At 70.2% G+C, this 24,046-nt stretch carries 25 protein-coding genes; 11 read left to right on the forward strand and 14 right to left on the reverse strand.

What is annotated here, in order from left to right:
- Positions 1 to 46: 46 nt before the first annotated feature.
- Complete coding sequence (locus tag ACIBU0_RS21620) at positions 47 to 1,402, reverse strand: FAD-binding protein (RefSeq protein ID WP_398820650.1); 1,356 nt, start codon at positions 1,400 to 1,402, stop codon at positions 47 to 49.
- 133 nt (positions 1,403 to 1,535) lie between these two features.
- Here ACIBU0_RS21620 and ACIBU0_RS21625 point away from each other — a divergent pair, with 133 nt between their 5' ends.
- From ACIBU0_RS21625 to ACIBU0_RS21640, 4 genes are read left to right on the forward strand one after another with little or no spacing between them, the layout of a single operon-like run.
- Positions 1,536 to 2,081 (forward strand): phosphatase PAP2 family protein, encoded by a 546-nt coding sequence (locus ACIBU0_RS21625; protein WP_398820652.1) that lies wholly within the window; start codon positions 1,536 to 1,538, stop codon positions 2,079 to 2,081.
- Positions 2,074 to 3,078 (forward strand): decaprenyl-phosphate phosphoribosyltransferase, encoded by a 1,005-nt coding sequence (locus tag ACIBU0_RS21630; RefSeq protein ID WP_398820655.1) that lies wholly within the window; start codon positions 2,074 to 2,076, stop codon positions 3,076 to 3,078. Before ACIBU0_RS21625 ends, ACIBU0_RS21630 begins: the two co-directional genes overlap by 8 nt.
- Positions 3,072 to 3,581 (forward strand): GtrA family protein, encoded by a 510-nt coding sequence (locus ACIBU0_RS21635; protein WP_398820658.1) that lies wholly within the window; start codon positions 3,072 to 3,074, stop codon positions 3,579 to 3,581. The genes ACIBU0_RS21630 and ACIBU0_RS21635 overlap by 7 nt, the downstream gene beginning before the upstream one ends.
- Positions 3,582 to 3,583: 2 nt before the next feature.
- Positions 3,584 to 4,663, forward strand: coding sequence for a YihY/virulence factor BrkB family protein (locus ACIBU0_RS21640; RefSeq protein WP_398820660.1), 1,080 nt, complete (start codon positions 3,584 to 3,586; stop codon positions 4,661 to 4,663).
- Here the strand turns inward: ACIBU0_RS21640 and ACIBU0_RS21645 are convergent.
- Positions 4,611 to 5,897, reverse strand: a complete 1,287-nt coding sequence (locus ACIBU0_RS21645; protein WP_398820663.1) for a D-alanyl-D-alanine carboxypeptidase family protein — start codon at positions 5,895 to 5,897, stop codon at positions 4,611 to 4,613. The genes ACIBU0_RS21640 and ACIBU0_RS21645 overlap by 53 nt on opposite strands.
- A gap of 91 nt (positions 5,898 to 5,988) precedes the next feature.
- Between ACIBU0_RS21645 and ACIBU0_RS21650 the strand changes: the two genes are divergently transcribed.
- The 4 genes from ACIBU0_RS21650 to ACIBU0_RS21665 all read left to right on the forward strand — a co-directional run bounded on the left by ACIBU0_RS21650 (position 5,989) and on the right by ACIBU0_RS21665 (position 9,981).
- Positions 5,989 to 6,228, forward strand: a complete 240-nt coding sequence (locus ACIBU0_RS21650; protein ID WP_398820666.1) for an SCO4848 family membrane protein — start codon at positions 5,989 to 5,991, stop codon at positions 6,226 to 6,228.
- Positions 6,229 to 6,285: 57 nt separating this feature from the next.
- Positions 6,286 to 7,710 (forward strand): metallophosphoesterase, encoded by a 1,425-nt coding sequence (locus tag ACIBU0_RS21655; RefSeq protein WP_398820668.1) that lies wholly within the window; start codon positions 6,286 to 6,288, stop codon positions 7,708 to 7,710.
- Between the two features lie 204 nt (positions 7,711 to 7,914).
- On the forward strand, positions 7,915 to 9,471 hold the full coding sequence (locus ACIBU0_RS21660; protein WP_398820671.1) for an ABC transporter substrate-binding protein: 1,557 nt from the start codon (positions 7,915 to 7,917) through the stop codon (positions 9,469 to 9,471).
- 96 nt (positions 9,472 to 9,567) lie between these two features.
- Entirely contained in the window at positions 9,568 to 9,981 is a 414-nt protein-coding gene (locus tag ACIBU0_RS21665; RefSeq protein ID WP_398820674.1) for an ATP-binding protein, read from the forward strand.
- Positions 9,982 to 9,996: 15 nt separating this feature from the next.
- On the opposite strand, the gene ACIBU0_RS21670 is transcribed toward ACIBU0_RS21665, so the two are convergent.
- Complete coding sequence (locus ACIBU0_RS21670; protein WP_398820677.1) at positions 9,997 to 11,481, reverse strand: ATP-binding protein; 1,485 nt, start codon at positions 11,479 to 11,481, stop codon at positions 9,997 to 9,999.
- Entirely contained in the window at positions 11,478 to 12,167 is a 690-nt protein-coding gene (locus ACIBU0_RS21675) for a response regulator transcription factor (RefSeq protein ID WP_398820680.1), read from the reverse strand. Before ACIBU0_RS21675 ends, ACIBU0_RS21670 begins: the two co-directional genes overlap by 4 nt.
- A 164-nt stretch (positions 12,168 to 12,331) precedes the next feature.
- Here ACIBU0_RS21675 and ACIBU0_RS21680 point away from each other — a divergent pair, with 164 nt between their 5' ends.
- Complete coding sequence (locus tag ACIBU0_RS21680; protein WP_398820848.1) at positions 12,332 to 14,746, forward strand: MMPL family transporter; 2,415 nt, start codon at positions 12,332 to 12,334, stop codon at positions 14,744 to 14,746.
- Positions 14,747 to 14,764: 18 nt separating this feature from the next.
- Here the strand turns inward: ACIBU0_RS21680 and ACIBU0_RS21685 are convergent, their stop codons facing one another.
- The 5 genes from ACIBU0_RS21685 to ACIBU0_RS21705 all read right to left on the reverse strand — a co-directional run bounded on the left by ACIBU0_RS21685 (position 14,765) and on the right by ACIBU0_RS21705 (position 18,295).
- On the reverse strand, positions 14,765 to 15,565 hold the full coding sequence (locus tag ACIBU0_RS21685; protein WP_398820683.1) for a TetR/AcrR family transcriptional regulator: 801 nt from the start codon (positions 15,563 to 15,565) through the stop codon (positions 14,765 to 14,767).
- A gap of 53 nt (positions 15,566 to 15,618) precedes the next feature.
- Positions 15,619 to 16,635: a trypsin-like serine peptidase gene (locus ACIBU0_RS21690; protein WP_398820850.1), complete on the reverse strand. Its 1,017-nt coding sequence runs from the start codon at positions 16,633 to 16,635 to the stop codon at positions 15,619 to 15,621.
- A gap of 192 nt (positions 16,636 to 16,827) precedes the next feature.
- The gene (locus ACIBU0_RS21695) at positions 16,828 to 17,364 is read right to left on the reverse strand and encodes a thiol-disulfide oxidoreductase DCC family protein (protein WP_398820686.1); all 537 of its coding nucleotides are present in this window, start codon (positions 17,362 to 17,364) and stop codon (positions 16,828 to 16,830) included.
- A gap of 13 nt (positions 17,365 to 17,377) precedes the next feature.
- Positions 17,378 to 17,785 carry a hypothetical protein gene (locus tag ACIBU0_RS21700; protein ID WP_398820689.1) on the reverse strand — a complete coding sequence of 136 codons (408 nt, stop codon included), beginning with the start codon at positions 17,783 to 17,785 and terminating at the stop codon, positions 17,378 to 17,380.
- Between the two features lie 99 nt (positions 17,786 to 17,884).
- Positions 17,885 to 18,295 carry a VOC family protein gene (locus ACIBU0_RS21705; RefSeq protein ID WP_398820692.1) on the reverse strand — a complete coding sequence of 137 codons (411 nt, stop codon included), beginning with the start codon at positions 18,293 to 18,295 and terminating at the stop codon, positions 17,885 to 17,887.
- A gap of 183 nt (positions 18,296 to 18,478) precedes the next feature.
- Here ACIBU0_RS21705 and ACIBU0_RS21710 point away from each other — a divergent pair, with 183 nt between their 5' ends.
- Complete coding sequence (locus tag ACIBU0_RS21710) at positions 18,479 to 19,105, forward strand: Uma2 family endonuclease (protein ID WP_398820695.1); 627 nt, start codon at positions 18,479 to 18,481, stop codon at positions 19,103 to 19,105.
- A gap of 16 nt (positions 19,106 to 19,121) precedes the next feature.
- Here the strand turns inward: ACIBU0_RS21710 and ACIBU0_RS21715 are convergent, their stop codons facing one another.
- Positions 19,122 to 19,907, reverse strand: coding sequence for a hypothetical protein (locus ACIBU0_RS21715; protein ID WP_398820696.1), 786 nt, complete (start codon positions 19,905 to 19,907; stop codon positions 19,122 to 19,124).
- A 100-nt stretch (positions 19,908 to 20,007) separates the two neighbouring features.
- Here ACIBU0_RS21715 and ACIBU0_RS21720 point away from each other — a divergent pair, with 100 nt between their 5' ends.
- Complete coding sequence (locus ACIBU0_RS21720; RefSeq protein ID WP_398820698.1) at positions 20,008 to 20,427, forward strand: hypothetical protein; 420 nt, start codon at positions 20,008 to 20,010, stop codon at positions 20,425 to 20,427.
- 82 nt (positions 20,428 to 20,509) lie between these two features.
- Here the strand turns inward: ACIBU0_RS21720 and ACIBU0_RS21725 are convergent, their stop codons facing one another.
- The 4 genes from ACIBU0_RS21725 to sdhC are packed head-to-tail and all read right to left on the reverse strand — an operon-like array spanning position 20,510 to position 23,916.
- Positions 20,510 to 21,271 (reverse strand): succinate dehydrogenase iron-sulfur subunit, encoded by a 762-nt coding sequence (locus ACIBU0_RS21725; protein WP_398820700.1) that lies wholly within the window; start codon positions 21,269 to 21,271, stop codon positions 20,510 to 20,512.
- The gene (sdhA, locus tag ACIBU0_RS21730) at positions 21,271 to 23,025 is read right to left on the reverse strand and encodes a succinate dehydrogenase flavoprotein subunit (protein ID WP_398820702.1); all 1,755 of its coding nucleotides are present in this window, start codon (positions 23,023 to 23,025) and stop codon (positions 21,271 to 21,273) included. Before sdhA ends, ACIBU0_RS21725 begins: the two co-directional genes overlap by 1 nt.
- 22 nt (positions 23,026 to 23,047) lie before the next feature.
- Positions 23,048 to 23,530: a succinate dehydrogenase hydrophobic membrane anchor subunit gene (locus ACIBU0_RS21735; RefSeq protein ID WP_398820704.1), complete on the reverse strand. Its 483-nt coding sequence runs from the start codon at positions 23,528 to 23,530 to the stop codon at positions 23,048 to 23,050.
- A 5-nt stretch (positions 23,531 to 23,535) separates the two neighbouring features.
- The gene (gene sdhC, locus ACIBU0_RS21740) at positions 23,536 to 23,916 is read right to left on the reverse strand and encodes a succinate dehydrogenase, cytochrome b556 subunit (protein ID WP_078504082.1); all 381 of its coding nucleotides are present in this window, start codon (positions 23,914 to 23,916) and stop codon (positions 23,536 to 23,538) included.
- Positions 23,917 to 24,046 lie beyond the last annotated feature (130 nt).

Consider the following 24,046-nt stretch of genomic DNA (forward strand, 5'->3'; position numbering starts at 1 on the left):
CTGGGAGTCCGGGGGTCCGGGAGTCCGGAAGATCCGAGGGCGGGTGCTACAGGTCCAGGCGGCGGGCCAGGTCCGACATGAACACCCCGTGCGGGTCCACCTCGGCGCGCAGCGCGCGGAAGTCGTCCAGCCGCGGGTACATCGCGGCGAGCAGCTCGGGCCGCAGCCGGGAGTCCTTGGCGAGGTAGACGCGCCCGCCGGCCGCGGCCACCTCCTCGTCCAGTTCGTCGAGGAACGCGGGGAGGCCGGGCAGGCCGGCCGGAATGTCCAGGGCCAGTGTCCAGCCGGGCACGGGGAAGGACAGCCAGCCGGGGTCGGCGTCCCCGAAGCGCTTGAGGACGGCCAGGAAGGACGGGCAGCGCTGCTCGGAGATACGCCGCACGATCCGGCGCAGCGTGTCCTCCTGGCCGTGTCCGACCACGAACTGGTACTGCACGAAGCCGCTTCGGCCGTAGATCCGGTTCCAGTGGGGCACGCCGTCCAGCGGGTGGAAGAAGGTGGCGAGCGACTGCAGTTCGCCGGTACGCGCGCGTGGCGCCCTGCGGTACCAGAGCTCGTTGAACCAGCCCACGGTACGGCGGCTCAGCAGTCCTTCCGGAAAGAGGGCGGGCGCGGCGGGCAGGCGGGACGGGCGGAAGGCGAGCGGGTCTCTCCACGCGCGCGTGCCCTCGTGCAGCGCCTCCAGGGGTGCGTGGTCGCCGCGCGTGAGCACGGCACGCCCCGTCGCGGCGCCGCGCGCCAGCAGGTCGATCCACGCCACCGAGTAGCGGTAGTGATCGTCGGTGGCGACCAGGCGGGCCATCAGGTCGTCCAGGTCCCGGGCGCGTTCGGTGTCGACCGACATCAGCGAGGTCTCCACAGGCTGGAGTTGGACCGTCGCGGTCAGGATCACGCCGGTCAGGCCCATGCCGCCGGTGGTCGCGTCGAACAGGGGTGTGCCGCGGCGGACGGTGCGGATCCCGCCGTCGGCGGTCAGGAGCTCCAGGGACAGGACATGGCGGGAGAAGGAGCCCGAGACATGGTGGTTCTTGCCGTGGATGTCGGCGCCGATCGCGCCGCCGACGGTGACATAGCGGGTGCCGGGGGTCACCGGCACGAACCAGCCGAGGGGCAGCAGGACCTCCATCAGCCGGTGCAGTGAGACGCCCGCGTCGCACAGCACCGTGCCGCCGTCCGCGTCGATCGCGTGGACGCGGTTCAGGCCCGTCATGTCGAACACCGCGCCACCCGCGTTCTGCGCCGCGTCCCCGTACGCCCGCCCCAGGCCCCTCGGGATGCCCCCGCGCGCCCCGCAGTCCCGGACGGCGGCCACGGCCTCCTCGTACGTCCGGGGACGGATCAGACGGGCGGTGGTGGGGGCGGTGCGGCCCCATCCCGTGACGGAGACGGTGTCGGCAGGCATGTCGGCGACCGTAGCGCCCCTGTGCGGGCGATCAGTTATGAAACATCCTGCCTCTCCCCGAAATGGGTGATTAATGGGATGTCGTTCAATATTGCCGTAGTTCTTGCAGGGTCGGCGTGAACAGTGGGTCCACATGGACCACCTCGACCGCCTCGACGACATGGACCACCGAAGCCTCGCAGGAGCGGACCGCCGGATCCTCTCGGCGTTCCATGCCCGCGGCCGTGACCCACGCGTCGCCGCCGCCGCGCGTGCCCTCTCCCGGGCGGGCGAGCACGGCGCGCTGTGGCTGGCGGCGGGACTGGCGGGGGCCGCCGTGGACGGTGGGAGACGCGGCGCCTGGTTGCGGGGAACGGCGCTCACCGCGGGGGCGCACCTCGTCAGCATGGGGGTGAAAAGGGTGGTGCGCCGCCCCCGCCCCGCGCACGTCGTGCCCCTCGTGCACACCGCGGGCCGGCACTCCTTCCCCAGCTCCCACGCGACCTCCGCCGCGGCGGCCGCCGTCGCCTTCGGCATGCTCGGCGCGTATGCGATCCCGCCGCTCGCCGCCGCGATGTGCGTCTCGCGCCTGGTCGTCGGCGTGCACTACCCCTCGGACGTGGCGGCGGGCGCGGCCCTGGGGGTGTTCGCGGCGTGCGTGGGGGCGGCCTGGATGAGGAGCGGGGGCGCACATGACTGAGACCGCGCCCTTCACGAGTGCCGCGCGCACCAGGCAGGCGGCGCTGCACGAGCAGCGCACGCCCCCACGCCAGTCCGCACCGCAGCCCCGCAAGCGCGGTCCGCGCGCACTTCTGAAAGGCCTTCTGAAAGGCCTCCTCAGGACCGCACGCCCCAAGCAATGGGTCAAGAACTTCCTGGTCGTCGCCGCCCCGGCCGCCGCGGGCCGGCTCTTCTCGACCCATGCCCTGACTCAACTCGCGCTCGTCTTCGCGCTCTTCACGGCCTGTGCCGCCGCCGTCTATCTGATCAACGACGCCCGCGACGCCGAGGCGGACCGCGCCCACCCCACCAAGCGGCACCGCCCGGTCGCCGCCGGACAGGTCCCCGTGCCCGTCGCCTACGCCGTCGGAGGCGCCCTCGCCGTCCTCGCGCCGGCCGCCGCGGCCTGGCTGACCTCGCCCGCCGTCGCGGCCCTGCTCGCGTCGTACATCGGCATGCAACTGGCGTACTGCGTCAGCCTCAAGCACGTCCTGGTCGTCGACCTCGCCGTCGTCACGACCGGGTTCCTGATGCGGGCGATGGTCGGCGGGCTCGCACTGGGCATCCCCCTGTCGCGCTGGTTCCTGATCACGACCGGGTTCGGGGCGCTGTTCATGGTGTCGGCCAAGCGCTATTCCGAGGCGGTGCAGATGGCCGGGAAAGCGGGTGCCACGCGCGCGTTGCTCACCGAGTACACCACCGGCTATCTGCGCTTCGTCTGGCAGCTGGCGGCCGGGGTCGCCGTCCTCGGGTACTGCCTGTGGGCCATGGAGGAGGGCGGCGTCCCGCACACCGGCGTGCTGCCCTGGCGGCAACTGTCCATGGTCGCCTTCATCCTCGCGATCCTGCGCTACGCCGTCTTCGCCGACCGCGGCACGGCCGGCGAACCCGAGGACGTCGTGCTGCGCGACCGGGCGCTCGCCCTCATCGGAGTGGTGTGGCTGGCGATGTACGGGCTGGCGGTCGCCAATTGGTAGGCACGCGCGCGTGGGACGACCGAAACGAACCGTCGCGCACGCGCGCGTGGGCCGACCGAGCCGAACCCGCGCCCCACCGCCCCCTCACCGGGCCGAAGGCCACCCGCCGCGAGCTCGTCGGCTTCGCCACCGTCGGTCTTCTCGCCTACGTCGTCGATCTCGCCGTCTTCACCTGTCTGCGCGGGCCCGCCGCCCTCGGCCCCCTCACCGCCAAGGCCCTCGCCTTCGTCGCCGGCTGCACGGTCGCCTACGCCGGAAACGCCCTCGGTACCTACCGCCACACCCACCCGAGGGGCGTGCGCCCCTACGCCGTCTTCTTCGCGGTGAACAGCGCCGGGGCCGCCGTACAGCTGCTGTGTCTCGGCATCAGCCACTACGGCCTCGGCTTCACCTCCCAGCGCGCGGACACCGTGTCCGGCGCAGGAATCGGCATGGTGCTGGCTACGGTCCTGAGGTTTTGGGGCACTCGGACATTGGTCTTCCGCACGGAGGGCAGAGTCTGATCATGGACTGGCTGAAAAAACTCCCCGGCGTCGGGCCCATGGTGGCCCGGCTGATGACCACGCACGCGTGGCGGTCGTACGAGCGCATGGACCGGGTGAAGTGGACGAGGCTGGCCGCGGCGATGACGTTCATCAGCTTCGTCGCGCTGTTTCCGCTGCTCACCGTTGCCGCGGCGATCGCTGCCGCGACGCTCAGCCAGGCGCAGCAGGACAAACTGGAGGACAAGCTCGCCGATCAGGTGCCGGGCATCTCCGACCAGCTCGACATCGACGCCCTGGTCCAGAACGCCGGCACCATCAGCCTCATCGCCGGCGCCGTGCTGCTGTTCACCGGCATCAGCTGGGTCGGCTCCATGCGGGAGTGTCTGCGCGCCGTGTGGGAGCTGCCCGACGACGAGGAGAACCCCGTCCTGCGCAAGGCCAAGGACGCGGGTGTCCTGGTCGGCCTCGGCGGCGCGGTCCTGGTGACGATCGTGGCCTCCACGGTCGCCTCCGCCATGGTCGGCTGGATCACCAGGCAGATCGGCATCGACGAGGGGGGCTGGGGCGGCGTCCTGCTGCACATCGCCGCGTTCCTCGTCGCCGTACTCGCCGACTTCCTGCTCCTGCTGTACGTGCTGACCCTGCTGCCCGGTGTCGAACCGCAGCGCCGTCGGCTGATGGTGGCGGCGCTGATCGGCGCGATCGGCTTCGAACTGCTGAAGCTGCTGCTGAGCGGCTATATGCAGGGCGTGGCCACGAAGAGCATGTACGGCGCGTTCGGCGTGCCGGTCGCGCTCCTGCTGTGGATCAACTTCACCGCCAAGCTGGTGGTGTTCTGCGCCGCCTGGACGGCGACCCAGAGCAAGGAGACCGAACTCGCCGGGGAGGGCGATACCTCAGACGGTTCAGAGGACTCAGGTGAGTCCGAAAGTCCCCGCGAGTCCGAAAGTCCCCGCGAGTCCGAAAACCCCCGTGAGCCCGAAGGCCCCCGCGAACCCGATGACTTGGGCGGGCCCCAAGGCTCGGGCCCGCCCGCGAAGCCCGGCGTCAGGGGCGGCTCCGACGGCGCACCAGGTCGGGCAGCGGCCACCGGCGGTTGACCAGGAACACGCCTGCCGCGAGCAGCACCAGCACCCCGCCGGTGATGCCGAGCGCGATCCCGACACCGCTCGAACCGCTCGCGGCCGAGGCACCCACCGCCGGCTTCGAGGACTTCTGGCCGTCCCCGCTGCCCCCGGCCTCCCCGGCGTCGTTCGCACCCGGCTGCGCGCTGGCCTGCACCGCGCTCTTCGGCGGCACCAGCTCGCCCACCGGCTGGACCTTGCCCGCCGCCTTGAAGCCCCAGTCGAAGAGCCGCGCGGTCTCCTTGTAGACCTCGTTGTGCTCGCTCTTCTCCGGATTCATGACGGTGACGAGCAGCACCTTGCCGTCGCGCTCGGCCACGCCGGTGAACGTGGCGCCGGCGTTCGTGGTGTTGCCGTTCTTGACGCCCGCGATGCCCTGGTAGACGGGGATGTCGCTGTCGCCCGCCAGCAGCCGGTTGGTGTTCTGGATCTCGAAGGACTCGCGGACCGACTTGCCCTTCTTGCCCTTCTTCGTCTCACCCGGGAACTTGGCGGTGACGGTCGAGCAGTACTCGCGGAAGTCCTTCTTCTGCAGCCCGGAGCGGGCGATCAGGGTGAGGTCGTACGCCGACGAGACCTGGCCCGGAGCGTCGTAACCGTCGGGCGACACGGCGTGCGTGTCGAGGGCCTGCAGCTCCTCGGCGTGCTCGTTCATCTCCTCGACGGTGTTCTTCAGGCCCTGGTTCATCTTCGACAGGACGTGCACGGCGTCGTTGCCGGAGCGCAGGAAGACCCCCAGCCACAGGTCGTGGACCGTGTACGTCTCGCCCTCCTTTATCCCGACCATGCTGGAGCCGGAACCGATGTCCGCCAGGTCGGAGGGGACGACCTTGTGCTCCATGGTCTTCGGGAACTTCGGCAGCACGGTGTCGGCGAACAGCATCTTCATGGTGCTCGCGGGTGCCAGCCGCCAGTGCGCGTTGTGCGCGGCGAGCACGTCGCCCGTCTCGGCGTCGGCGACGACCCAGGAGCGGGCGCTCACGTCCTTGGGCAGGACGGGGACGCCGCTCGCGAGATTCACCTGTGTGCCGGGCCGGCCCAGCCGTTCGCCGCCCACGGTCGACATGTTCGCCGGGGGAGTGGCCGACGGGCTCGTACTCGGTGACGGCTTGGGAGCCGCGTGGGAGACGGGCGCGGTCAGCGCGAGGGACGACAGGACGGCGGAAGTGACCAGCAGGGATCGCCTGGCGGTCTTCTTGGGTGCGGGCACGACGGAGAAAGTACATGCCGTTCCCACGGAAGTCCCGCTTCCCTCCCCACCCCGCTCGGGGAACCGGACACGCAACGGTGATACTGAACCTATGAAGCTCAGCCGCCCCGTCTCCTGGTTCCTGCTCGCCTTCGGGGTGTGGAGCTGGGTCATCTGGGTCACTTTCGTCAAAAACCTGATCAAGGACAGCAGCGGGCTCGCGTTCGACGACGGTCACCCGACGGCGTACTTCTGGGTGCACCTGCTGCTCGCAGTCGTCTCCTTCGTATTGGGGACGGTCATCGGCGTCATCGGGTTGCGCGGAGTGCGCGCACTGCGCCGGACGTCATAGGAACTCGGCCACGGCCCGGGACGTTCACTCGGCACGTAAAGGAAAGGGAACGTCGGCGTGGTCATCGTCTTCGCGCTTGTCGCACTGCTTGTGCTGTCCGCCCTGGTGGCGGGCAACTGGTTCGTGTGGCGCCGCCTCTTCCGCGACACGACCCGCGGACCCGGGTTCGTGCGCCGCGCGGGCGCGGTGGTGATGGTCGGCGGCTGGGCGCTGATGGTCGGAGCCCTCGTCGCCGAACGGGCGGGCGCGCCCTTCCTGCTTCAGCAGATGCTGGGCTGGCCGGGCTTCCTGTGGCTGGCCCTGTCGCTGTACCTGCTGCTGGGGGTGCTGGCGGGTGAAGCCGTACGACCACTGCTGAGGCGGTGGGTCGAGCGGCGGGCGCGCGCCCAGGAAGCCGTACGGGAGCCGGAGCCGGAGCCGGTCCCGGCAGGAGTGACAGCGGCCACATCCCCCGACCTGGACGCGGACCCGACGCCGGCGGTCACGACCGACCGGTCCCCGGCGGTCACGACCGACCGGTCCCCGGCGGTCACGACCGACCGGTCCCCGGCGGTCACGACCGACCGGTCCCCGGCGGTCACGACCGAGCCGTCCCCCGCGGTGACAACCGACCCGTCCCCCGCGGTCACGACCGACCCGTCCCGCCCCCTTGCCACCCCCACCCGCCGCCTCTTCGTCTCCAGAGTCGTCGCCGGTGCCGCCGCGACGGCCGCCGTCGGCACCGTCGGCTACGGCACGTACGGCGTGCTGCGGGGCCCGAAGGTGAAGCGGGTCACCGTCCCGCTGGCCAAGCTCCCGCGGGCGGCGCACGGTTACCGGATCGCGGTCGTCAGCGACATCCATCTGGGCCCGGTCCTGGGCCGGGGCTTCGCCCAGAAGGTCGTCGACACCATCAACGGCACCCAGCCGGACCTGATCGCGGTGGTCGGCGACCTGGTGGACGGCAGTGTGAAGGACCTCGGCCCGGCGGCCGCCCCGCTGGCCCAACTGCGGGCCCGGCACGGCACGTTCTTCGTCACCGGCAACCACGAGTACTTCTCGGGAGCCGAGCAGTGGGTCGAGGAGGTACGCCGACTGGGCATGCGCCCCCTGGAGAACGCCCGTACCGAGCTGCCCCACTTCGACGTGGCCGGTGTCAACGACGTCGCGGGCGAGGACGAGGGCCAGGGCCCCGACTTCGCCAAGGCCCTCGGCGACCGGGACACGGCACGGGCGTGCGTGCTCCTCGCCCACCAGCCGGTCCAGATCCACGACGCCGTGGACCACGGCGTGGACCTCCAGCTCTCCGGGCACACCCACGGCGGCCAGCTCTGGCCCGGCAACTTCATGGCGGAGCTGGCGAACCCGACCGTGGCCGGTCTGGAGCGGTACGGCGACACCCAGTTGTACGTCAGCCGGGGCGCGGGCGCCTGGGGCCCGCCGACGCGCGTGGGCGCCCCGTCCGACATCACGGTCGTCGAGCTGGCGTCCCGTCAGGCCTGACGGGCACGCTGTGAACAGCCTGTGAAACCCGCTGGAAACGCCCGTAGGTAAGTTCTTTCCCATGTCACCAAAATCCCCTTCCCCGTGGTGAAACACGTGTGATTAGGTGTGCGCGCCACTAAGGGGAGTGGCCGCCACCAAGGGGAGTGGCGCACATCCATTGCTCATGCGGGGGCCCGTCAGGGCCTGGGGAGAGGCACACCCATGCGTTCTGTTCGCATGCGGATTCTCGCGACGCTGCTCGTGCTGGCGGCCGTGGGAGTGGGCGGCTGGCAGTTGTTGCCGTCGCAGGAGGACCAGGGCAGGACCATCGCCGTCGGGACGACGGACGCGGTCACGTCGCTCGACCCGGCCGGCGCCTATGACGCCGGGTCCTGGGCGCTGTTCAACAACGTCTTCCAGTCACTGCTGACGTTCGAGCCGGGCGGCGCCACACCCGTGCCGGACGCGGCCCGAAGCTGCGGCTTCGTCGGCACCGGACTGAGTACCTACCGCTGCGAACTGCGCGAGGGCCTCACGTTCCCGAGCGGACGCGCCATGACCGCGCAGGACGTCAAGTACTCCTTCGACCGCGTCAAGCGGATCAAGTCGGACGTCGGTCCGTCCTCCCTGCTGGACACGCTCGGCTCGGTGAGTGCGAGCGGATCCACGGTCACCTTCCATCTGGCGTCGCCCGACGCCACGTTCCCGCTGAAGGTGGCCACCGGGGCGGGTTCCATCGTCGACCGCGAGAAGTATCCGGCGGACGCGCTGCGCTCCGACAACGGTGTCGACGGCACCGGCCCGTACACCCTGGCCGCGTACACGAAGGACAAGAAGGCCGTCCTCGCCCCCAACACCCACTACACGGGCGCCCTCAAGGGCACCGGCCGCCCCGTCGAACTGCGCTACTACAAGGATGCCGACGCCCTCGACGACGCCTGGAAGGCGAAGCAGGTCGACGTCGCCACCCGCACGCTGCCGCCCCGCGTCCTCGCCGGCCTGAACGCCGCCGACCCGCACCAGCGCGTCTCCGAGGCGGACAGCTCCGAGATCCGCAACCTGTACTTCAACACGCGCCAGGGCTCACCGCTGCACGACGTCCGGGTCCGGCAGGCCATGGCCTGGCTGATCGACCGCGAGCGGCTGGCGGCCACGGTGTACAAGGGCACCGTCGACCCGCTGTACTCGCTGATCCCGACGGGCATCACCGGCCACACGACGTCGTTCTTCGACACCTATCCGAAGCTCAGCACCGCCAAGGCGCGCGCCCTGCTCACCGAGGCCGGCGTGACCCGGCCCGTCCGCTTCACCTACGGCTACGCCACCGGCCGCGGCGCCGCCGCCGAGGAGGCCGCGGAGATCAAGCGGCAACTGGAGGCGACCGGCCTGTTCAAGGTGACGGTCAAGGGGTACGAGTGGGCCGACTTCCAGAAGCGCTGGGCGGGCGGCAAGCTCGACGCGTACGCCGTCGGCTGGGTCGCCGACTACCCCGACCCGGACACCTACGGCAGCGCGCTCATCGGCACCGACGGCACCATGAACACCGGCTACAGCGACAAGGGCGTCGACCGGCTGATCACGGCGAGCCAGCAGTACGCCGACCGCAGCGAGGCCATCCGGGACCTCCGCTCGGTGCAGGAGACCGTCGCCCGCGACGTCCCGGTCATTCCGCTGTGGCAGGCCAAGGAGTACGTCGTCACCAGCGAGGACGTCGGCGGCGGCCAGTATCTGTCGGACGGCACCGGTGTCTTCCGGCTCTGGCGCCTGTCCTGGATCTGACGCGATCTCGCGGCCTTGACATTCCCCCTGGTGGTGCCAGGGGGTCACTCCGCGCTGCACCATGTGACCAAGGTGTGCGCGGGGTGAGGAGCAAACGTGGTCAGACGCAACGCCTTTCGGCTGCCCCGGCACCCGGCGTCCGTCGGTCTCGCCCGGCGCCGGGTCCGGGACCACCTGGCCGACTGGGGGCACGGGCCACGGGATCCGGCGCTGGAGGACGCGGTGCTGCTCGTCTCGGAACTCGCCACCAACGTCGTACGCCACGGGCCTCTCCTGGAGCGGGAGTTCGAGGTCGCGGTGACCGCGCTCGCCGACGGATCCTGTCTGATCGAGGTGTCGGACGAGGGCCGGCACGAGCCCCGCCCACGGATGGTGGGGGAGTGGGAGGAGACCGGCCGGGGCCTGCACCTGGTGGAAAGCCTCGCTGCGGCCTGGGGGGTGTGGAGCCGCGGGCACCACGGGAAGACGGTGTGGGCGCTGGTCATCGCCCACGCCGCCGCCGACACATGAGACGCAGCAGACCGGTTACGACCGTAAAGGCGCCCCTGGCGTGGGCAGTGTCACCGTCACCTTCAAGCCCTCACCCGGCGCCGTCCGCACGCTGACCTCCCCGCCGTGCGCCTCCACCACCCCCTGCACGATCGCCATCCCCAGACCGCTGCCCGCACCCCCGCCGGCCCGGAAGAACCGGTCGAAGACGCGTGCCGCGTCCTGCGCGCACAGTCCCGGCCCCTCGTCCTCGACACACAGCCGTACGACCCCGTCGGCCCGCTCCACCCCCAGCCGCACCGGCACCTCGGCGAGCGTGTGCGTGCGGACGTTGCCGATCAGGTTGCCCAGCACCTGGCGCAGCCCCGACTCGTCGGCGCGCACGAGCAGCGTGCCGTCGGCGCAAACCGTGAGGGGCCGCTCGGGCTGCTGCACCCGCAGGTCCTCGGCGGACTCGCGCACCAGACGGCTCACGTCGACGTTGCGGAAACGCAGTTCGGGCCGCTGGTCGAGGCGGGCGAGGGTGAGCAGCTCGTCGACGAGGCGGCCCATGCGGTCGACTTCGCCGTTCATCCGGTCCCATGCGCGCTTGCGCTCGGCCGGCTCGACCAGCATCCCCTTGTCGTACAGCTGGAGGTAGCCGCGTATCGCGGACAGCGGGGTGCGCAGCTCGTGCGAGGCATCGCCGACGAAGCGGCGCAGCTGGGCCGCGCTGCGCTCGCGCGTGCGGTACGCCGACTCCACCTGGTGGAGCATGGAGTTGAGGGCGACCCGGAGCTGTTCGACCTCCAGGGTGGCCTCTCGGCTGGAGGGGACGCGCCGAGCCAGGTCGCCCTCGGCGATGGCGGACGAGGTCTCCACCATGTCCTCCAGCGGCTGCATCCGACGGCGCACGCTGAACATCGTCAGACAGCCGAGCAGCGCCAGCAGCAGCGTGCCGACGGCCAGGTCCATCCTGAGCGCCTTGCCCATGCCCTCGTGCAGGCCCTCGGTCGGGACGGCGATCAGCACCACCGTGCCGTCCGACAGCCGGGCGGCGGCCATCCGGTAGCGCTCGCCCTCGACCCGTACGTCCCGCGGCTCCTCGTCGGCGGCGAGGGCGACCGGGTCCTGCGCGGCGGCGGCGAGCGCATGCTGGCGGGGTGTCGGCTTCAGCGGGCCCAGGGCCACCGGCCGGCCGGCGGAGTCGACCGCGACGTACACCATGGTCGGGCTCGGCAGCGGATCGGTGTCCGTGGCTCCGTCGCCGGTGAACTTGTCCAGTGCGATGCCCAGTTCGCTCAGCGACTCGATCTGCTGAAGGGTGAACCCGGCGTTCCCCAGCGTGGTGCGGGCGCTTTTCAGCTCGGTGTCGACCTTGTCGAGCAGGTAGAAACGCGCGGTCATCAGGCTGACCGCGGTGGCGACGGCGATGCCGACGGCCAGCAGCGCCACGTTCGCCAGCGTCAGCTTGCCGCGCAGCGAGTGGATGCCGCGCCGGCGGCAGAAGTCGAAGATGCCGAGGATCCTGGGGGCCCTCATGCCAGCCCGTATCCGACGCCCCGCCGCGTGGTGATCACCGGCGGTCCCAGGGCGTCCAGCTTGCGCCGCAGATAGCTGATGTAGGTCTCCACGACGGTCGACTCGGGCGGGGTGTGCTCGTACTGCCAGACGTGGCGCAGGAGTTGCTCCTTGGGCACGATCCGGCCGCCGTTGCGCACCAGGAAGCGCAGCAACGCGTATTCAGTGGGGGTGAGCTCGACGGTCCGGCCCGCGCGGCGCACCGAGTACGTCGTCTCGTCCAGCTCCAGGTCGCCGTAGCTGAGCGGCGGTCGCTGCGGCAGGACGTCGGCCGGCCGGGTCCGGCGCAGCACTGCCGTGATCCGCGCGACCACCTCGTCGATGTTGAACGGCTTGGTGATGTAGTCGTCGCCGAAGCCGAGCGCGCCGACTATCTCGGCCGGTGCGTCGCGCGCGGTGAGGAAGACGAGCGCCAGGTCGGGGCGCCGCTCGCGCAGTTCACGCCCGAGGGCGCGGCCGTCGCCGTCCGGGAGCATGACGTCGAGCAGCGCCACGTCGGGCCGTGTGCGCTCGGCGAGGGCGAGCGCCTCGCGGACCGTGCCCGCGATCATGACCTCGAAACGGTGGTAGCGCAGGGCGATGGCGAGGACGTCCGCGATGGACTCCTCGTCCTCCACGACCAGCACGGTGCCGGAAGCCGTCGTCATGCCCCCAGTATCGGCGGGGCCACTGACAGTCGGGCGGTTGTTCGCTTTGGAGTTCCTTGAGAGTCATGGCTCACGCCTGCCACGCGCGCGTGCCGCCGCCAATCCTGTTGCCCAGGACCTGGGGGACCGACCGAACCGAATAAGGAGCGTTGAGCGTGGCGGCATTGGCACGGTGGTGCTATCGGCACCGGCTGGTGGTCCTGTTGCTGTGGTTGGGGGCACTGTTCGGCCTGGGTGCGGCGAGTTCGGCCGCGGGCACGAACTACGCGAACGTCTTCTCCCTCCCGGACACGGACTCCGCGACCGCGTACGACCTGATGGAGAAGGCCTTCCCGGAACGCGCGGGTGACACCGACACGGTGGTGTGGAAGGTGGACGACGGTTCCGTACGGGACGATTCCGTACGGTCCCGGATCGAGCCCGCGCTCGAGGAGATCGGGCGGATGAAGGGGGTCGGTGAGGTCACCGATCCGTACGCGGCCCAAGGAGGCGCGCAGATTAGCCGGGACGGGCGGATCGCGTACGCCCAGATCACCTTCACCGAGCAGGCGAACGCCGTCCCGATCGACCTGGTCGAGGACGTCGTCGACACGGCGCAGGCCGCCGAACGCGACGGTCTCCAGGTCGAGCTGGGCGGCCAGGCGATCGCCCGTACCCAGGAGCCGCCGCAGGGCATCGCGGAGGCGGTCGGCATCCTCGCGGCGGCGGTCGTGCTCTTCCTCGCCTTCGGCTCGCTCTTCGCGATGCTGCTGCCGATCGTCGTGGCGATCGCGGGCGTCGGCACCGGCATGATCGCGACGATGCTGATGAGCCATGTCACCGACGTGCCCGAAGTGGCCCCGCTGCTCGGCTCGCTGATCGGCCTCGGCGTCGGCATCGACTACGCCCTGTTCATCGTCACCCGGCACCGCCGCGGCATCCTGCGCGGGATGAAGCCGGAGGAGGCCGCGGTGACCGCCCTCAACACCTCCGGCCGCGCGGTGCTGTTCGCGGGCGGCACGGTGTGCATCGCGCTCGCCGGCATGCTGGTGATGAACATGCGGTTCCTGGACGGCGTGGTCGTCGCGACCTCGCTCACCGTCGTCCTGAGCGTGCTGGCCGCGATCACCCTGCTGCCCGCCCTCCTCGGACTGCTCGGCATGCGGGTGCTCAGCCGCCGGCAGCGGCGCAAGCTGGCCGCGGCGGGACCGGAACCGGAGGAGACGAGCGGACTCGCGGCGCGCTGGTCGTCGTACGTCCAAAGGCGCCCGCGTCCGGTCGCCGCGCTGGCCGTCGTCGTCATGGCGGTCCTCGCCATACCGGTGCTCTCGCTCCGCCTCGGCGCCACCGACCAGGGCAACCACCAGGAGTCCACCACGACCCGCCAGGCCTACGACCTGCTCGCCGAGGGCTTCGGCCCGGGCTTCAACGGCCCGCTCCAGGTGGTCGTCGAGGGCGACGCCCCCGCCGGGCTGGTCGAGGGCATCCGCTCGACCGAGGGAGTCGCCCAGGTGGCCGGCCTCCCGCCCGCGAACGGTGTCACGGTCATCCAGGTCGTTCCGGACACCTCGCCCCAGTCCGAGCAGACGGACCGGCTGATCGACCGGTTGCGCGACGACGTGATCCCGCAGTCCGGGGCCGAGGCGCACGTCGGCGGGGTGACGGCGGTGTTCAAGGACTTCGCGTCGGTGACCGGCGACCGCCTGCCGTACTTCGTCGCGACGATCATCGCGCTCGGCTTCCTGCTCCTGCTGGTGGCCTTCCGCTCGCTGGTGGTGCCGCTGACGGCCGCCCTGATGAACCTCATCGCGGCCGCCGCGTCCTTCGGCGTCCTGGTAGCGATCTTCCAGTGGGGCTGGGGGACGGAACTGATCGGCGTCGGCAAGGAGGGCCCGATCACCTCCTTCCTGCCGGTCATCATGCTGTCCCTGCTGTTCGGCCTGTCCATGGACTACCAGGTGTTCCTGGTGAGCCGGATGCACGAGGAGTGGGTCCACACGAGGGACAACGCGCGCGCCGTCCGCGTCGGTCTCGCGGAGACCAGCCGGGTCATCAACTCGGCCGCCCTGATCATGATCTGCGTGTTCAGCGCGTTCGTGCTGAGCGGCGACATGGAGGGTGCGATGGCGGGCATCGGTCTCGCGGCCGCCGTCGCCCTGGACGCCTTCATCCTGCGGACGGCCCTGGTGCCGGCCGCGATGCACATGCTCGGGAAGGCGAACTGGTGGCTGCCGGACTGGCTGGAGAAGCGGCTGCCGCACCTGGCCGTCGAGCCGAAGGAGGAGGCCGCGCCGGTGGCCGGGGCAGGTCCGGTTCCGGCGGGCAGCGCCTCGGTCGTGCACGGCTTCGTCCGCACCGCCGACGGTGAGCCGGTCGACGGCGCGGCGGTGACGCTGCTGACGAAGGGCGGGCGCCGGCTGGACCGGGTGACGTCCCTGGCCGACGGCTCGTACATCGTCTCGGTGCCGGCGCCGGGGACGTATCTGCTGGCGACGAGCGCCGAGTCGTACGGGTCCCGGGCGGGCCAGGTGGTCGTGGCGGACGGGCCGCTGGTGTACGACGTGGAGCTGGCCGAGGGCGGGGTGGACGCCGTCAACTGAGCGTCGCCCGAGGCGGTTTCAGGGGCGCTCGTCCTCGACGGGCGCCCCCTTGGCGCTCCCGTCCGTCTTCCTCTTCGCCGGATCCGGAATCGCGTTCGTCATCCCCGGCAGGAAGTCCGTGAACAGCTCGTGTACCTCGCGCACCAGCGGCCGCAGTACGCGGAACCGCGCCAGGGACACGCCCCGCGCGGTCAGCCGGGCCCCCCGCTCGGCCAGCCGGTAGCTGCGCTCGCGCCCTTCCGTCCGGTCGAAGATCCAGTACAGGACGAGCCCCATCTGCGAGAGCCACATCAACTCCGGCAGTACGTCCCGCAGCTCCTCGGGCACCTTGGTCTTCGTCGCGCCCGCCAGTACCTGCCGCTGGATGTCGATGGCCTCCACGCGCGCGTGCTCCGACTCGGGCGAGAAGGGGCTGAGCGGGCTGTCGGGGTCGGCGGCGTTCTTGAAGAACTGCACGGCGAACTCGTGGTACGGCGTGGCGATGTCCAGCCACGCCTTCAGGACGCCCGCCAGCCGGGCCTCCAGGTCGGTCTCCCGGGCCAGGACGTCCCGGACCGCCGCCTGGTGCTCGGCGGCGATCCGGTCGTAGAAGCCCTGGATCAGGTGTTCCTTGCCCTCGAAGTAGTAATACGCGTTGCCTACGGAGACCCCGGCCTCCTTGGCGATCGCCCGCATCGTCGTCTTGTCGTAGCCCCGCTCCTGGAACAGCCGCATGGCGGTCTCCAGGATCAGCGCACGGGTCTGCTCGGACTTGGCGCGGGTCTGCTCGGACTTGCTGGGCGTGTCGCCCTGTTCAGGGCTTTCGTTCTTCGAGGGCACGGAACGAGAGCCTAACGAGTGCTGTTTCGGCCGTCCGTCAGGAGGACCGTCGGTCAGGATGCCTGTGCCGTCTGGTACAGGTTCTGGGCGTCGGCGCCGAAGTACGGGCCGTACATCCGGTTCGGCAGGAAGTTGTACTTGAAGCTGTTCACCGAGGACAGCAGGCCGGTGCCGGTGGACTCGTCGAACTTGGTGAACCAGGGGCCGCCGCTGGCGCCGCCGGTCATGTTGCAGTTCATGCCGTGGTCGTTCGACAGCAGGAAGTCCCGGCTGGTGGTGCCGCTGCAGTAGATGAACTTCTCGCCGTCGTACGGGGAGGCGGCCGGGAAGCCGAACGAGTACATCGGCAGGTTGTAGCCGGTGTTGAAGGCCAGCCCCTGACCGCCGACGACGTCTGTCAGCCGCTTGCCGTCCAGCGGCGCCACGACCGCCGCGCCGACGTCGTAGTTGATGTCCTCGCTCGCCGTCCACTGCGGCGTGGACAGCGTCTTCGACGCGGTCCAGCGGCCGTACGGGGCCTGCCCGTCGTGGTAGCCGGGCACGAAGACCCAGTTGGTGTGCCAGGCGCCCTCCAGTTTCACACAGTGGCCCGCGGTGATCACGGTGCTCTTGTTGGCGCTGGTGACGGCGTTGCCGGAACAGGACGCCGTACGTCCCTGGTAGGTGAAGAACACCCGGCCCGCCGTGGACACGACCGCACCGCCGCCGGACCACTGGCCGCCGCTGTTCGGGAAGGCCAGCAGGCCGATGTCCGCGGCGGCCTGGCCGGCCGTGGCGGCCGGAGCGCTGGGCGCGACGGTGGTCGCGCGGCCCTTGAGGGGTGCCGAGCCTCCGTCGAAGTGGCCGTTGACGTCGACCAGGTCGAGCGGGGTGGCCTCCCGCATCCGTTCCGACGTCCAGAAGTCACGGGCCTGCCGCTGCGCGCCGGACGAGACCGAGCTGACGCCGCTGGCGCCGTCGGGCCTGGGCGCGGCGCCCGCGGGTGCGGCCAGGGCGCCGGCGGTGAGCAGTGCGGTGACACCGACCAGGGCGCCGAGGAAGGGGCGGGGTATGCGGGTGACGCGGGTCATGCCTCTCACGCGTACTCCTTCTGCGATGGGGGGACCGGGCAGCCGGGTGGGCCGCCCGGCTGACAGACAGTCGGTCGAGAGCGGAGTGGAGAACCGGGAGGCAGCGTGCCAACCCGCGGGCGGTTTTGGAAGGGCGCATGCCAAAACCGGGTGAGAAAGCGGGTCGTTAAGGACGGGTTGGACCTTCTCGGCTCACTGCGTCGTGCAAGTACCGCTGTCGCAGCCCGGCGGGTTGTACGTCCAGCCCCAACTCGGGTCGTACGACCACCCGTCCGCGCGCCGATACCCGCGCCCGCCCCACTGCGCGCCACGGTTCTGCGCCCCGCCCCACTGTGCCCCGCGCCACTTGGCGGCGGCGAGTGCGGCCCCCCTGGCGAGCCGTATCCCCGACGGAGTGCTGAGGCGATGCGCGAGTCCCCTGTGCTCGCGCAGCGCCCACAGCGTGACGATCCAGGCGGCGCCGCCCCGGTAGACCTGCCCGGCGTCGCCGACGACGGTGATCTCGTCGAGCGTGGCGCCGTGGTCGAGGCCGGGGTGGCGCCGCCGGGCCTCGTCGGACCCGGCCGGCACCAGCTCCAGCGGCACCAACTGCGGCTGCTTCGCGAGCCAGTCGCGCAGGAAGGCGCACAGGGAGCAGTCGGCGTCGTAGAGGACGGTCAGCCGGCGGACCGGGGCGGCGGGCCCGGGGCTCGGTGCCTGGGGCCCGCCGGCCGCGGCGGCGTTCGTCATGCCGGCCACTCGGTCACGCCCCGGCGGTCGGAGCGACCCAGTCCTGCGGGGCGACCGGCGGTACCTGCTCGCGCTCCATCATCCCGCGCCGACGGATCTTGTTGAGCACGTAGACGTTGCCCAGATGCATCACGCCGAGCACCAGGAGCACCACGCCGAGCTTGGTCGACAGGGCCTCGAAGACGCCGCGTGTGTCGAGGATGGTGTCGTCGTCGCTCAGGTACAGGGCGACGAAACCGAGGTTGACGAGGTAGAAGCCGACCACCAGGAGGTGGTTCACGGCGTCGGCGAGCTTCTCGTTGCCGCGCAGCACGTCGGCCAGGAAGATCCGTCCGTTGCGGCTGAGTGTGCGGGCCACCCAGACGGTCAGGGCGATGCTGACGACCAGGTAGATGACGTAGGCGATGACCGTGCGGTCCATGGCCTCCCCCTTCTTTGAACGCGTTCAAAACGCTGACAGGGAAGACTCTAGACCTGGCTTTGAACGTGTTCAACTCAAGGGTGTGAGGCCTGCGTCACGTCATGATCTGCGCGCCAGCTCCGGCCGCTTGGTGTAGTCCGTGAACCCGACGACGTTCCCCCAGGGGTCGGCGACCTCGACGGTCCAGCCGGTGGCGACGGAGAAGGGCTCGTCGAGCGGTGCGATGCCCGCGTCACCCAACGCCCGCGCGGCCGCCCGCGCGTCCGGCACCTCCAGCCACACCCGCGGGTACGGCCAGGGCGGCGGCCGGTGTCCCAGCGCCTCCTCGTGCCGCAGCAGGATCCCGGGCGTCTCGCCCCCGACCTTCAGCAGCGCGATCCCGGCCTCGTCGAGCCGGAACCCGACCGCGAACCCGGCACGTTCGTAGAACCGGACGGCCTCGCCGAGGTCGCCGACCGGCAGCAGCACGTTGTCGAACCCGAGCAGCTCGTACGACTCGTCATCTGACATACCGTCAGGGTAAGGCGATGATCGGCCGGAAACGGGGATTGTCCGGGGTGACTCGTCCTGTCGCCGGCAGGGGCCTGGCGGTACGGCGGCGCCGGTTCTGGATCACTCGTTGAGGCGAGGCGCCCGGCGTTCCTGGTGGATACGCTGAATCGACTGGCGAGACTCCGCCCCATGGGAGTACTGATGAGCGCCGCATCCGACGACGGCCCGGACGACGGCCCGGACGACGAGCCGGCGTACCGCCGGCCGATCCCGCCCCCTGAAGGCTGGACCGCGGACGGCCTCGACCGGATTCCGGACCTCCCGCCGCACACGGAGTTGATCGACGGGAGCCTCGTTTTCAGGAGTCCGCAAACCCGGTTCCACGGTCGCACGATGCGTCTGCTGGACAACGCCCTGCTGGCGCAGGCGCCGGACCGGCTGGACGTCATGCGGGAGATGACGATCAAGCTGGACGCGAAGAACCGGCCGGAGCCAGACATCCTGGTCTTCCCCGTGGAGGCGAACACCGGACCCGATCAGACCTGGTACAGCCCCGAGGACATTCTCCTCGCCGTCGAGGTCGTCTCCGCCGACTCCCGCGAGCGCGACCGCGAGGTCAAGCCCCGCAAGTACGCGGCCGCGGGCGTCCCCCATTTCTGGCGTGTGGAGAAGGACGAGGAGAAGGGGCTGCCCGTCGTCTACGTCTACGAACTCGACCCGGCCACCAAGTCCTACGGCCTCACCGGCATCTTCCACGACCGGCTCAAGGTCTCCGTGCCGTTCGACATCGAGATCGACCTGACGGCGGTCGACCGGCGCGGTAGGTGACGGAGACCCGCTGGTGTCACCCGCCGGCGGCGCAGCCGCCCGGCTTCCGCGTGCTCACCGCGATGTCGTCCATGCGGATGTCGTACGACGACGGCGTCGGGCCGGCCTGGTACAGCTGCCAGCCCAGCTTCAGCTTGTCGAAGGCGGGGAAGACGAAGGGGTCCGACGTGCCGCCGTGCCGGTTCGTGGAGACCGTCAAGTCGGGCTGTTCCACGCCGTCGAAGTAGACCGTGACGCGGTTGTCCGTCGCGTCCAGGTGGAATTCGACGCACTGCCAGGCCCCTGCCCGGGCGGGCGCCGAGGTCTTCCAGGACGTCCAGTCGCCCGTGGGGCCGAGATCGGAGCCGACGCCCCAGAAGTTGCCCTGGTCGGTGGGGGCGTACTGGCCGCCCAGGGGCCGGACCAAGGTGGGGGAGCCCTGTCCCGATGCCTCGGCGATCGTCCAGTGCGCCCAGTCGGGGGCCGTCGGGAAGGCGTCCACGCGCAGGCGCAGACGGGCCCAGTAGCTGTTTCCGGGGGCCGTCAGGCCGGGGAAGACCAGGAAGGCCCGGCCATTGCCCTCGGTGTGGATGCGGAGTTCGCGGCCGTGGCCCGTACTGCTGGGGGCGACGGTCAGCGTGCCGTCGGAGGCGTCGGTGGTCCAGCCGGGCCCTTCCGTCACCGGACCCAGAGGGAGACGGTCGAAGTTCTCCCGCGCGAGCGTCCCGTAGTGAGCGGGACCCGCCGAGGATGTGGGGGATGTCGCGAGCAGTACGGCCGCCACGGCGGAGAGTACGGCTGCGGTTTTCCTCAGGAGTGCCATGGGGGGCAGTGTGCAACTTGAGCCACTCAAGTCACAGTGCTCTCAGGGTAGTTGGCTGGTCCCGGTGCCATGGGTGTCTTGATCGCAAGGAGGTTTGAGGGTGGCTGTTCCGGCGGCGAAGGTCTTTTTCGAAGAGGTGCGTGCGGCATTCGACAGCGTCGCAGCCAGGCTCGGGCTTGAAGGTCCGGTGGAGACCGAGAGAGTCCTGCCTGTGGCCACTTACACGCGTGGCGTCTTGGAGTACGAGACCTACCTGGATCAACGGGAGGCGTCCCTGGAGATCCACGTGGGCGTGAGGACGAAGCCCACCTTGTTCACAGCCGGCGTCGAGCCGCTGGCCATCGCCGCCGGCATCGTGGAGAGGCGGGGCGGCGTTTCCTTCAGTGCCCACAACCTGAAGCAGATGAAGAAGTCCCTGGCAGGCCAGCTGCGGTACGTCGAGCTCCTGCATCCCTTGCTGGCCGGCGACACGGACTCGGCCGTCGAACTGATGCGCAAGGCTGATGCCAGGGAGTGGTGAACGACGGAGGGCCCCGTTCCCCGGTATCGAACCGGGGAACGGGGCCCTCACCGCTGTACGGAGTGCCGTACTGCGGGCGATCTCAGAAGCGGCGCGTGATCAGTGCCTTCTTCACCTCGGCGATCGCCTTCGTGACCTCGATGCCGCGCGGGCAGGCGTCCGTGCAGTTGAAGGTCGTGCGGCAGCGCCAGACGCCGTCCTTGTCGTTGAGGATCTCCAGGCGCTGTTCGCCCGCCTCGTCACGGCTGTCGAAGATGAAGCGGTGGGCGTTGACGATGGCCGCCGGGCCGAAGTACTGGCCGTCGTTCCAGAAGACCGGGCAGGAGGACGTGCAGGCGGCGCAGAGGATGCACTTCGTCGTGTCGTCGAAGCGCTCGCGGTCCTCGGCCGACTGCAGCCGCTCGCGCGTGGGCTCGTTCGTGTCCTTCGTGATGAGGAAGGGCATGACGTCCCGGTACGCCTGGAAGAACGGCTCCATGTCGACGACCAGGTCCTTCAGGACCGTCAGACCCTTGATGGGCTCGACCGTGATCGGCTTCTCGGGGTTGATGTCCTTGATGAGGGTCTTGCAGGCAAGACGGTTCTTGCCGTTGATCCTCATCGCGTCCGAGCCGCAGATGCCGTGGGCGCAGGAGCGGCGGAAGGTCAGCGTGCCGTCCAGGTCCCACTTGATCTTGTGGAGGCCGTCGAGGACGCGCTCCTTCGGGTCGATCTCCAGCTGGAAGTCTTCCCAGGTCGCCTCGGCCGAGACCTCCGGGTTGAAGCGGCGGACCCGGAAGGTGACCGTGATGTACGGGGACGCGGCGGACTCGGCCTCCACCTTGTCCATAACGGGGGTTGCCATCAGTACTTACGCTCCATCGGCTGGTAGCGGGTCTGGACGACCGGCTTGTAGTCCAGGCGGACGGTCTCGGTGCCGTCGTCGCCCACCTCGCGGTACGCCATGGTGTGGCGCATGAAGTTGACGTCGTCGCGGTTCGGGTAGTCCTCGCGGTAGTGACCGCCGCGGGACTCCTTGCGGGCCAGCGCCGACACGGCCATGACCTCGGCCAGGTCGAGCAGGTTGCCCAGCTCGATGGCCTCCAGCAGGTCGGTGTTGAACCGCTTGCCCTTGTCCTGGATCGAGACGTTCTTGTAGCGCTCGCGCAGCTCCGCGATCTTCTCGACCGCCGTCTTGATCGTCTGCTCGGTGCGGAACACCATGACGTTCGCGTCCATGGTCTCCTGCAGCTCCTTGCGGAGCGTCGCCACCCGCTCGGTGCCGGTGGAGGTGCGCAGCCGCTCCACCTGCTCGATCACGAGCTCGGCCGGGTTCTCCGGCAGCTCGACGAAGTCCGCCTTCTGGCTGTACTCCGCCGCCGCGATACCGGCCCGCTTGCCGAACACGTTGATGTCCAGCAGCGAGTTCGTGCCCAGACGGTTGGCGCCGTGCACGGACACACAGGCGACCTCGCCGGCCGCGTACAGGCCCGGGACGACCGTCGTGTTGTCGGCCAGGACCTCACCCTCGACGTTGGTCGGGATGCCGCCCATCGCGTAGTGGGCCGTGGGCTGGATCGGGATCGGGTCCGTGTACGGCTCGATGCCGAGGTACGTACGGGCGAACTCCGTGATGTCGGGCAGCTTGGCGTCCAGCTGCTCCGGCGGGAGGTGCGTCAGGTCCAGGTAGACGTGGTCGCCCTCGGGGCCGCAGCCGCGGCCCTCGCGGATCTCCGTGTAGATGGAGCGGGAGACGACGTCACGGGACGCGAGGTCCTTCATGACCGGCGCGTACTTCTCCATGAAGCGCTCGCCGTCCTTGTTGCGGAGGATGCCGCCCTCACCACGGGCGCCCTCCGTCAGCAGGATGCCCATGCGCCAGATGCCGGTCGGGTGGAACTGGAAGAACTCCATGTCCTCCAGCGGCAGGCCACGGCGGTAGACCGCCGCCTGGCCGTCACCCGTCAGCGTGTGCGCGTTCGACGTCACCTTGAAGAACTTGCCGCAGCCGCCGGAGGCGTAGATGACCGCCTTGGCCTGGAAGATGTGGATCTCGCCGGTGGCGAGTTCGTACGCGACGACGCCCGCTGACTTCTTGACGCCGTCTTCCTCGGTGATCAGCTGGTCCAGGACGTAGAACTCGTTGAAGAACTCCACGCCCTCCTTGACGCAGTTCTGGTACAGCGTCTGGAGGATCATGTGGCCGGTGCGGTCGGCCGCGTAGCAGGACCGGCGGACCGGGGCCTCGCCGTGGTTGCGGCTGTGACCGCCGAAGCGGCGCTGGTCGATCGTGCCGTTCGGGGTGCGGTTGAACGGCAGGCCCATCTTCTCCAGGTCGAGGACCGAGTCGATGGCCTCCTTCGCCAGGATCTCGGCGGCGTCCTGGTCGACCAGGTAGTCACCGCCCTTGACCGTGTCGAAGGTGTGCCACTCCCAGTTGTCCTCCTCCACGTTGGCCAGCGCGGCGGCCATGCCGCCCTGCGCGGCGCCCGTGTGGGAGCGGGTGGGGTAGAGCTTGGTCAGCACGGCGGTGCGGCTGCGCTTCGTGGACTCGATGGCCGCGCGCATGCCCGCGCCACCGGCGCCGACGATGACGGTGTCGTACTTGTGGATCTTCATGGTGGTTGCCTCAGCCCCGTGCCTAGCGGATGTTCGGGTCGAAGGTGAAGATCACCAGCGTGCCCAGCAGGATGGTGAACACCGTGGCGGTGTAGAGCAGGCCCTTGAGCCACAGCCGGGTGTTCGCGCGCTCCGCGTAGTCGTTGATGACCGTGCGCAGGCCGTTGGCGCCGTGCAGCATCGCGAGCCACAGCATGAGGAGGTCCCAGACCTGCCAGAACGGGCTCGCCCAGCGGCCGGCCACGAACGCGAAGCCGATCTTCGACACGCCGCCGTCCAGCACGAGCTGGATCAGCAGGTGGCCGATGACCAGGACGACCAGCACGATGCCGGACAGGCGCATGAACAGCCAGGCGGCCATCTCGAAGTTGCCCCGCGTGGACTTCGGGGTCTTCTTGGTGCGCTTGCGCGGAGCCTCGATGTAGGGGGCCGGGTTGTCGACGTTGTAGAGGGACTCGCCCTCGACGGGGCCGATACCGGTGGCGGTCTTCTCAGTGGTGGACATGCGCGTCAGCTCCCGAACAGTTCACGAGCGGCGTGGCCGAGAACGGGGTAGATGGCCCCGAGCATCAGCACGAGCCACAGGCCGACGACGGACCAGAGCATCTGCTTCTGGTAGCGCGGGCCCTTCGACCAGAAGTCGACGGCGATGACGCGCAGGCCGTTGAGCGCGTGGAAGAGGATGGCGGCGACGAGGCCGTACTCCAGCAGCGCGACGATCGGCGTCTTGTACGTGGCTACGACCTTGTCGTAGTCCTCGGGGGAGACACGGACGAGAGCGGTGTCCAGCACGTGAACGAACAGGAAGAAGAAAATGAGGACGCCGGTGACTCGGTGAGCCACCCAGGACCACATTCCTTCCCGGCCGCGGTACAGCGTTCCAGCCGGCACGGAAGTTCCTCCGGGAGCGGGGATTGGGGCCGCGCCGGCTTGCCTGTCGGTCGGGCCCGGCCGGGTACGGTCCACCGGCCCCCAGCATCGTAGCCATGCGCTGCCGCTGGGCTGAGCGGGGGGCGTGCGG

The sequence above is a fragment of the Streptomyces sp. NPDC049627 genome, from assembly GCF_044465645.1.
GTDB lineage: Bacteria > Actinomycetota > Actinomycetes > Streptomycetales > Streptomycetaceae > Streptomyces.

Coding starts and splice junctions, on each gene's coding strand:
- ACIBU0_RS21620 (WP_398820650.1), bottom strand. CDS start 1,402: ATGCCTGCCGACACCGTCTCCGTCACGGGATGGGGCCGCACCGCCCCC.
- ACIBU0_RS21625 (WP_398820652.1), top strand. CDS start 1,536: ATGGACCACCTCGACCGCCTCGACGACATGGACCACCGAAGCCTCGCA.
- ACIBU0_RS21630 (WP_398820655.1), top strand. CDS start 2,074: ATGACTGAGACCGCGCCCTTCACGAGTGCCGCGCGCACCAGGCAGGCG.
- ACIBU0_RS21640 (WP_398820660.1), top strand. CDS start 3,584: ATGGACTGGCTGAAAAAACTCCCCGGCGTCGGGCCCATGGTGGCCCGG.
- ACIBU0_RS21650 (WP_398820666.1), top strand. CDS start 5,989: ATGAAGCTCAGCCGCCCCGTCTCCTGGTTCCTGCTCGCCTTCGGGGTG.
- ACIBU0_RS21660 (WP_398820671.1), top strand. CDS start 7,915: ATGCGTTCTGTTCGCATGCGGATTCTCGCGACGCTGCTCGTGCTGGCG.
- ACIBU0_RS21670 (WP_398820677.1), bottom strand. CDS start 11,481: ATGAGGGCCCCCAGGATCCTCGGCATCTTCGACTTCTGCCGCCGGCGC.
- ACIBU0_RS21675 (WP_398820680.1), bottom strand. CDS start 12,167: ATGACGACGGCTTCCGGCACCGTGCTGGTCGTGGAGGACGAGGAGTCC.
- ACIBU0_RS21690 (WP_398820850.1), bottom strand. CDS start 16,635: ATGACCCGCGTCACCCGCATACCCCGCCCCTTCCTCGGCGCCCTGGTC.
- ACIBU0_RS21695 (WP_398820686.1), bottom strand. CDS start 17,364: ATGACGAACGCCGCCGCGGCCGGCGGGCCCCAGGCACCGAGCCCCGGG.
- ACIBU0_RS21700 (WP_398820689.1), bottom strand. CDS start 17,785: ATGGACCGCACGGTCATCGCCTACGTCATCTACCTGGTCGTCAGCATC.
- ACIBU0_RS21705 (WP_398820692.1), bottom strand. CDS start 18,295: ATGTCAGATGACGAGTCGTACGAGCTGCTCGGGTTCGACAACGTGCTG.
- ACIBU0_RS21710 (WP_398820695.1), top strand. CDS start 18,479: ATGAGCGCCGCATCCGACGACGGCCCGGACGACGGCCCGGACGACGAG.
- ACIBU0_RS21715 (WP_398820696.1), bottom strand. CDS start 19,907: ATGGCACTCCTGAGGAAAACCGCAGCCGTACTCTCCGCCGTGGCGGCC.
- ACIBU0_RS21725 (WP_398820700.1), bottom strand. CDS start 21,271: ATGGCAACCCCCGTTATGGACAAGGTGGAGGCCGAGTCCGCCGCGTCC.
- sdhA (WP_398820702.1), bottom strand. CDS start 23,025: ATGAAGATCCACAAGTACGACACCGTCATCGTCGGCGCCGGTGGCGCG.
- ACIBU0_RS21735 (WP_398820704.1), bottom strand. CDS start 23,530: ATGTCCACCACTGAGAAGACCGCCACCGGTATCGGCCCCGTCGAGGGC.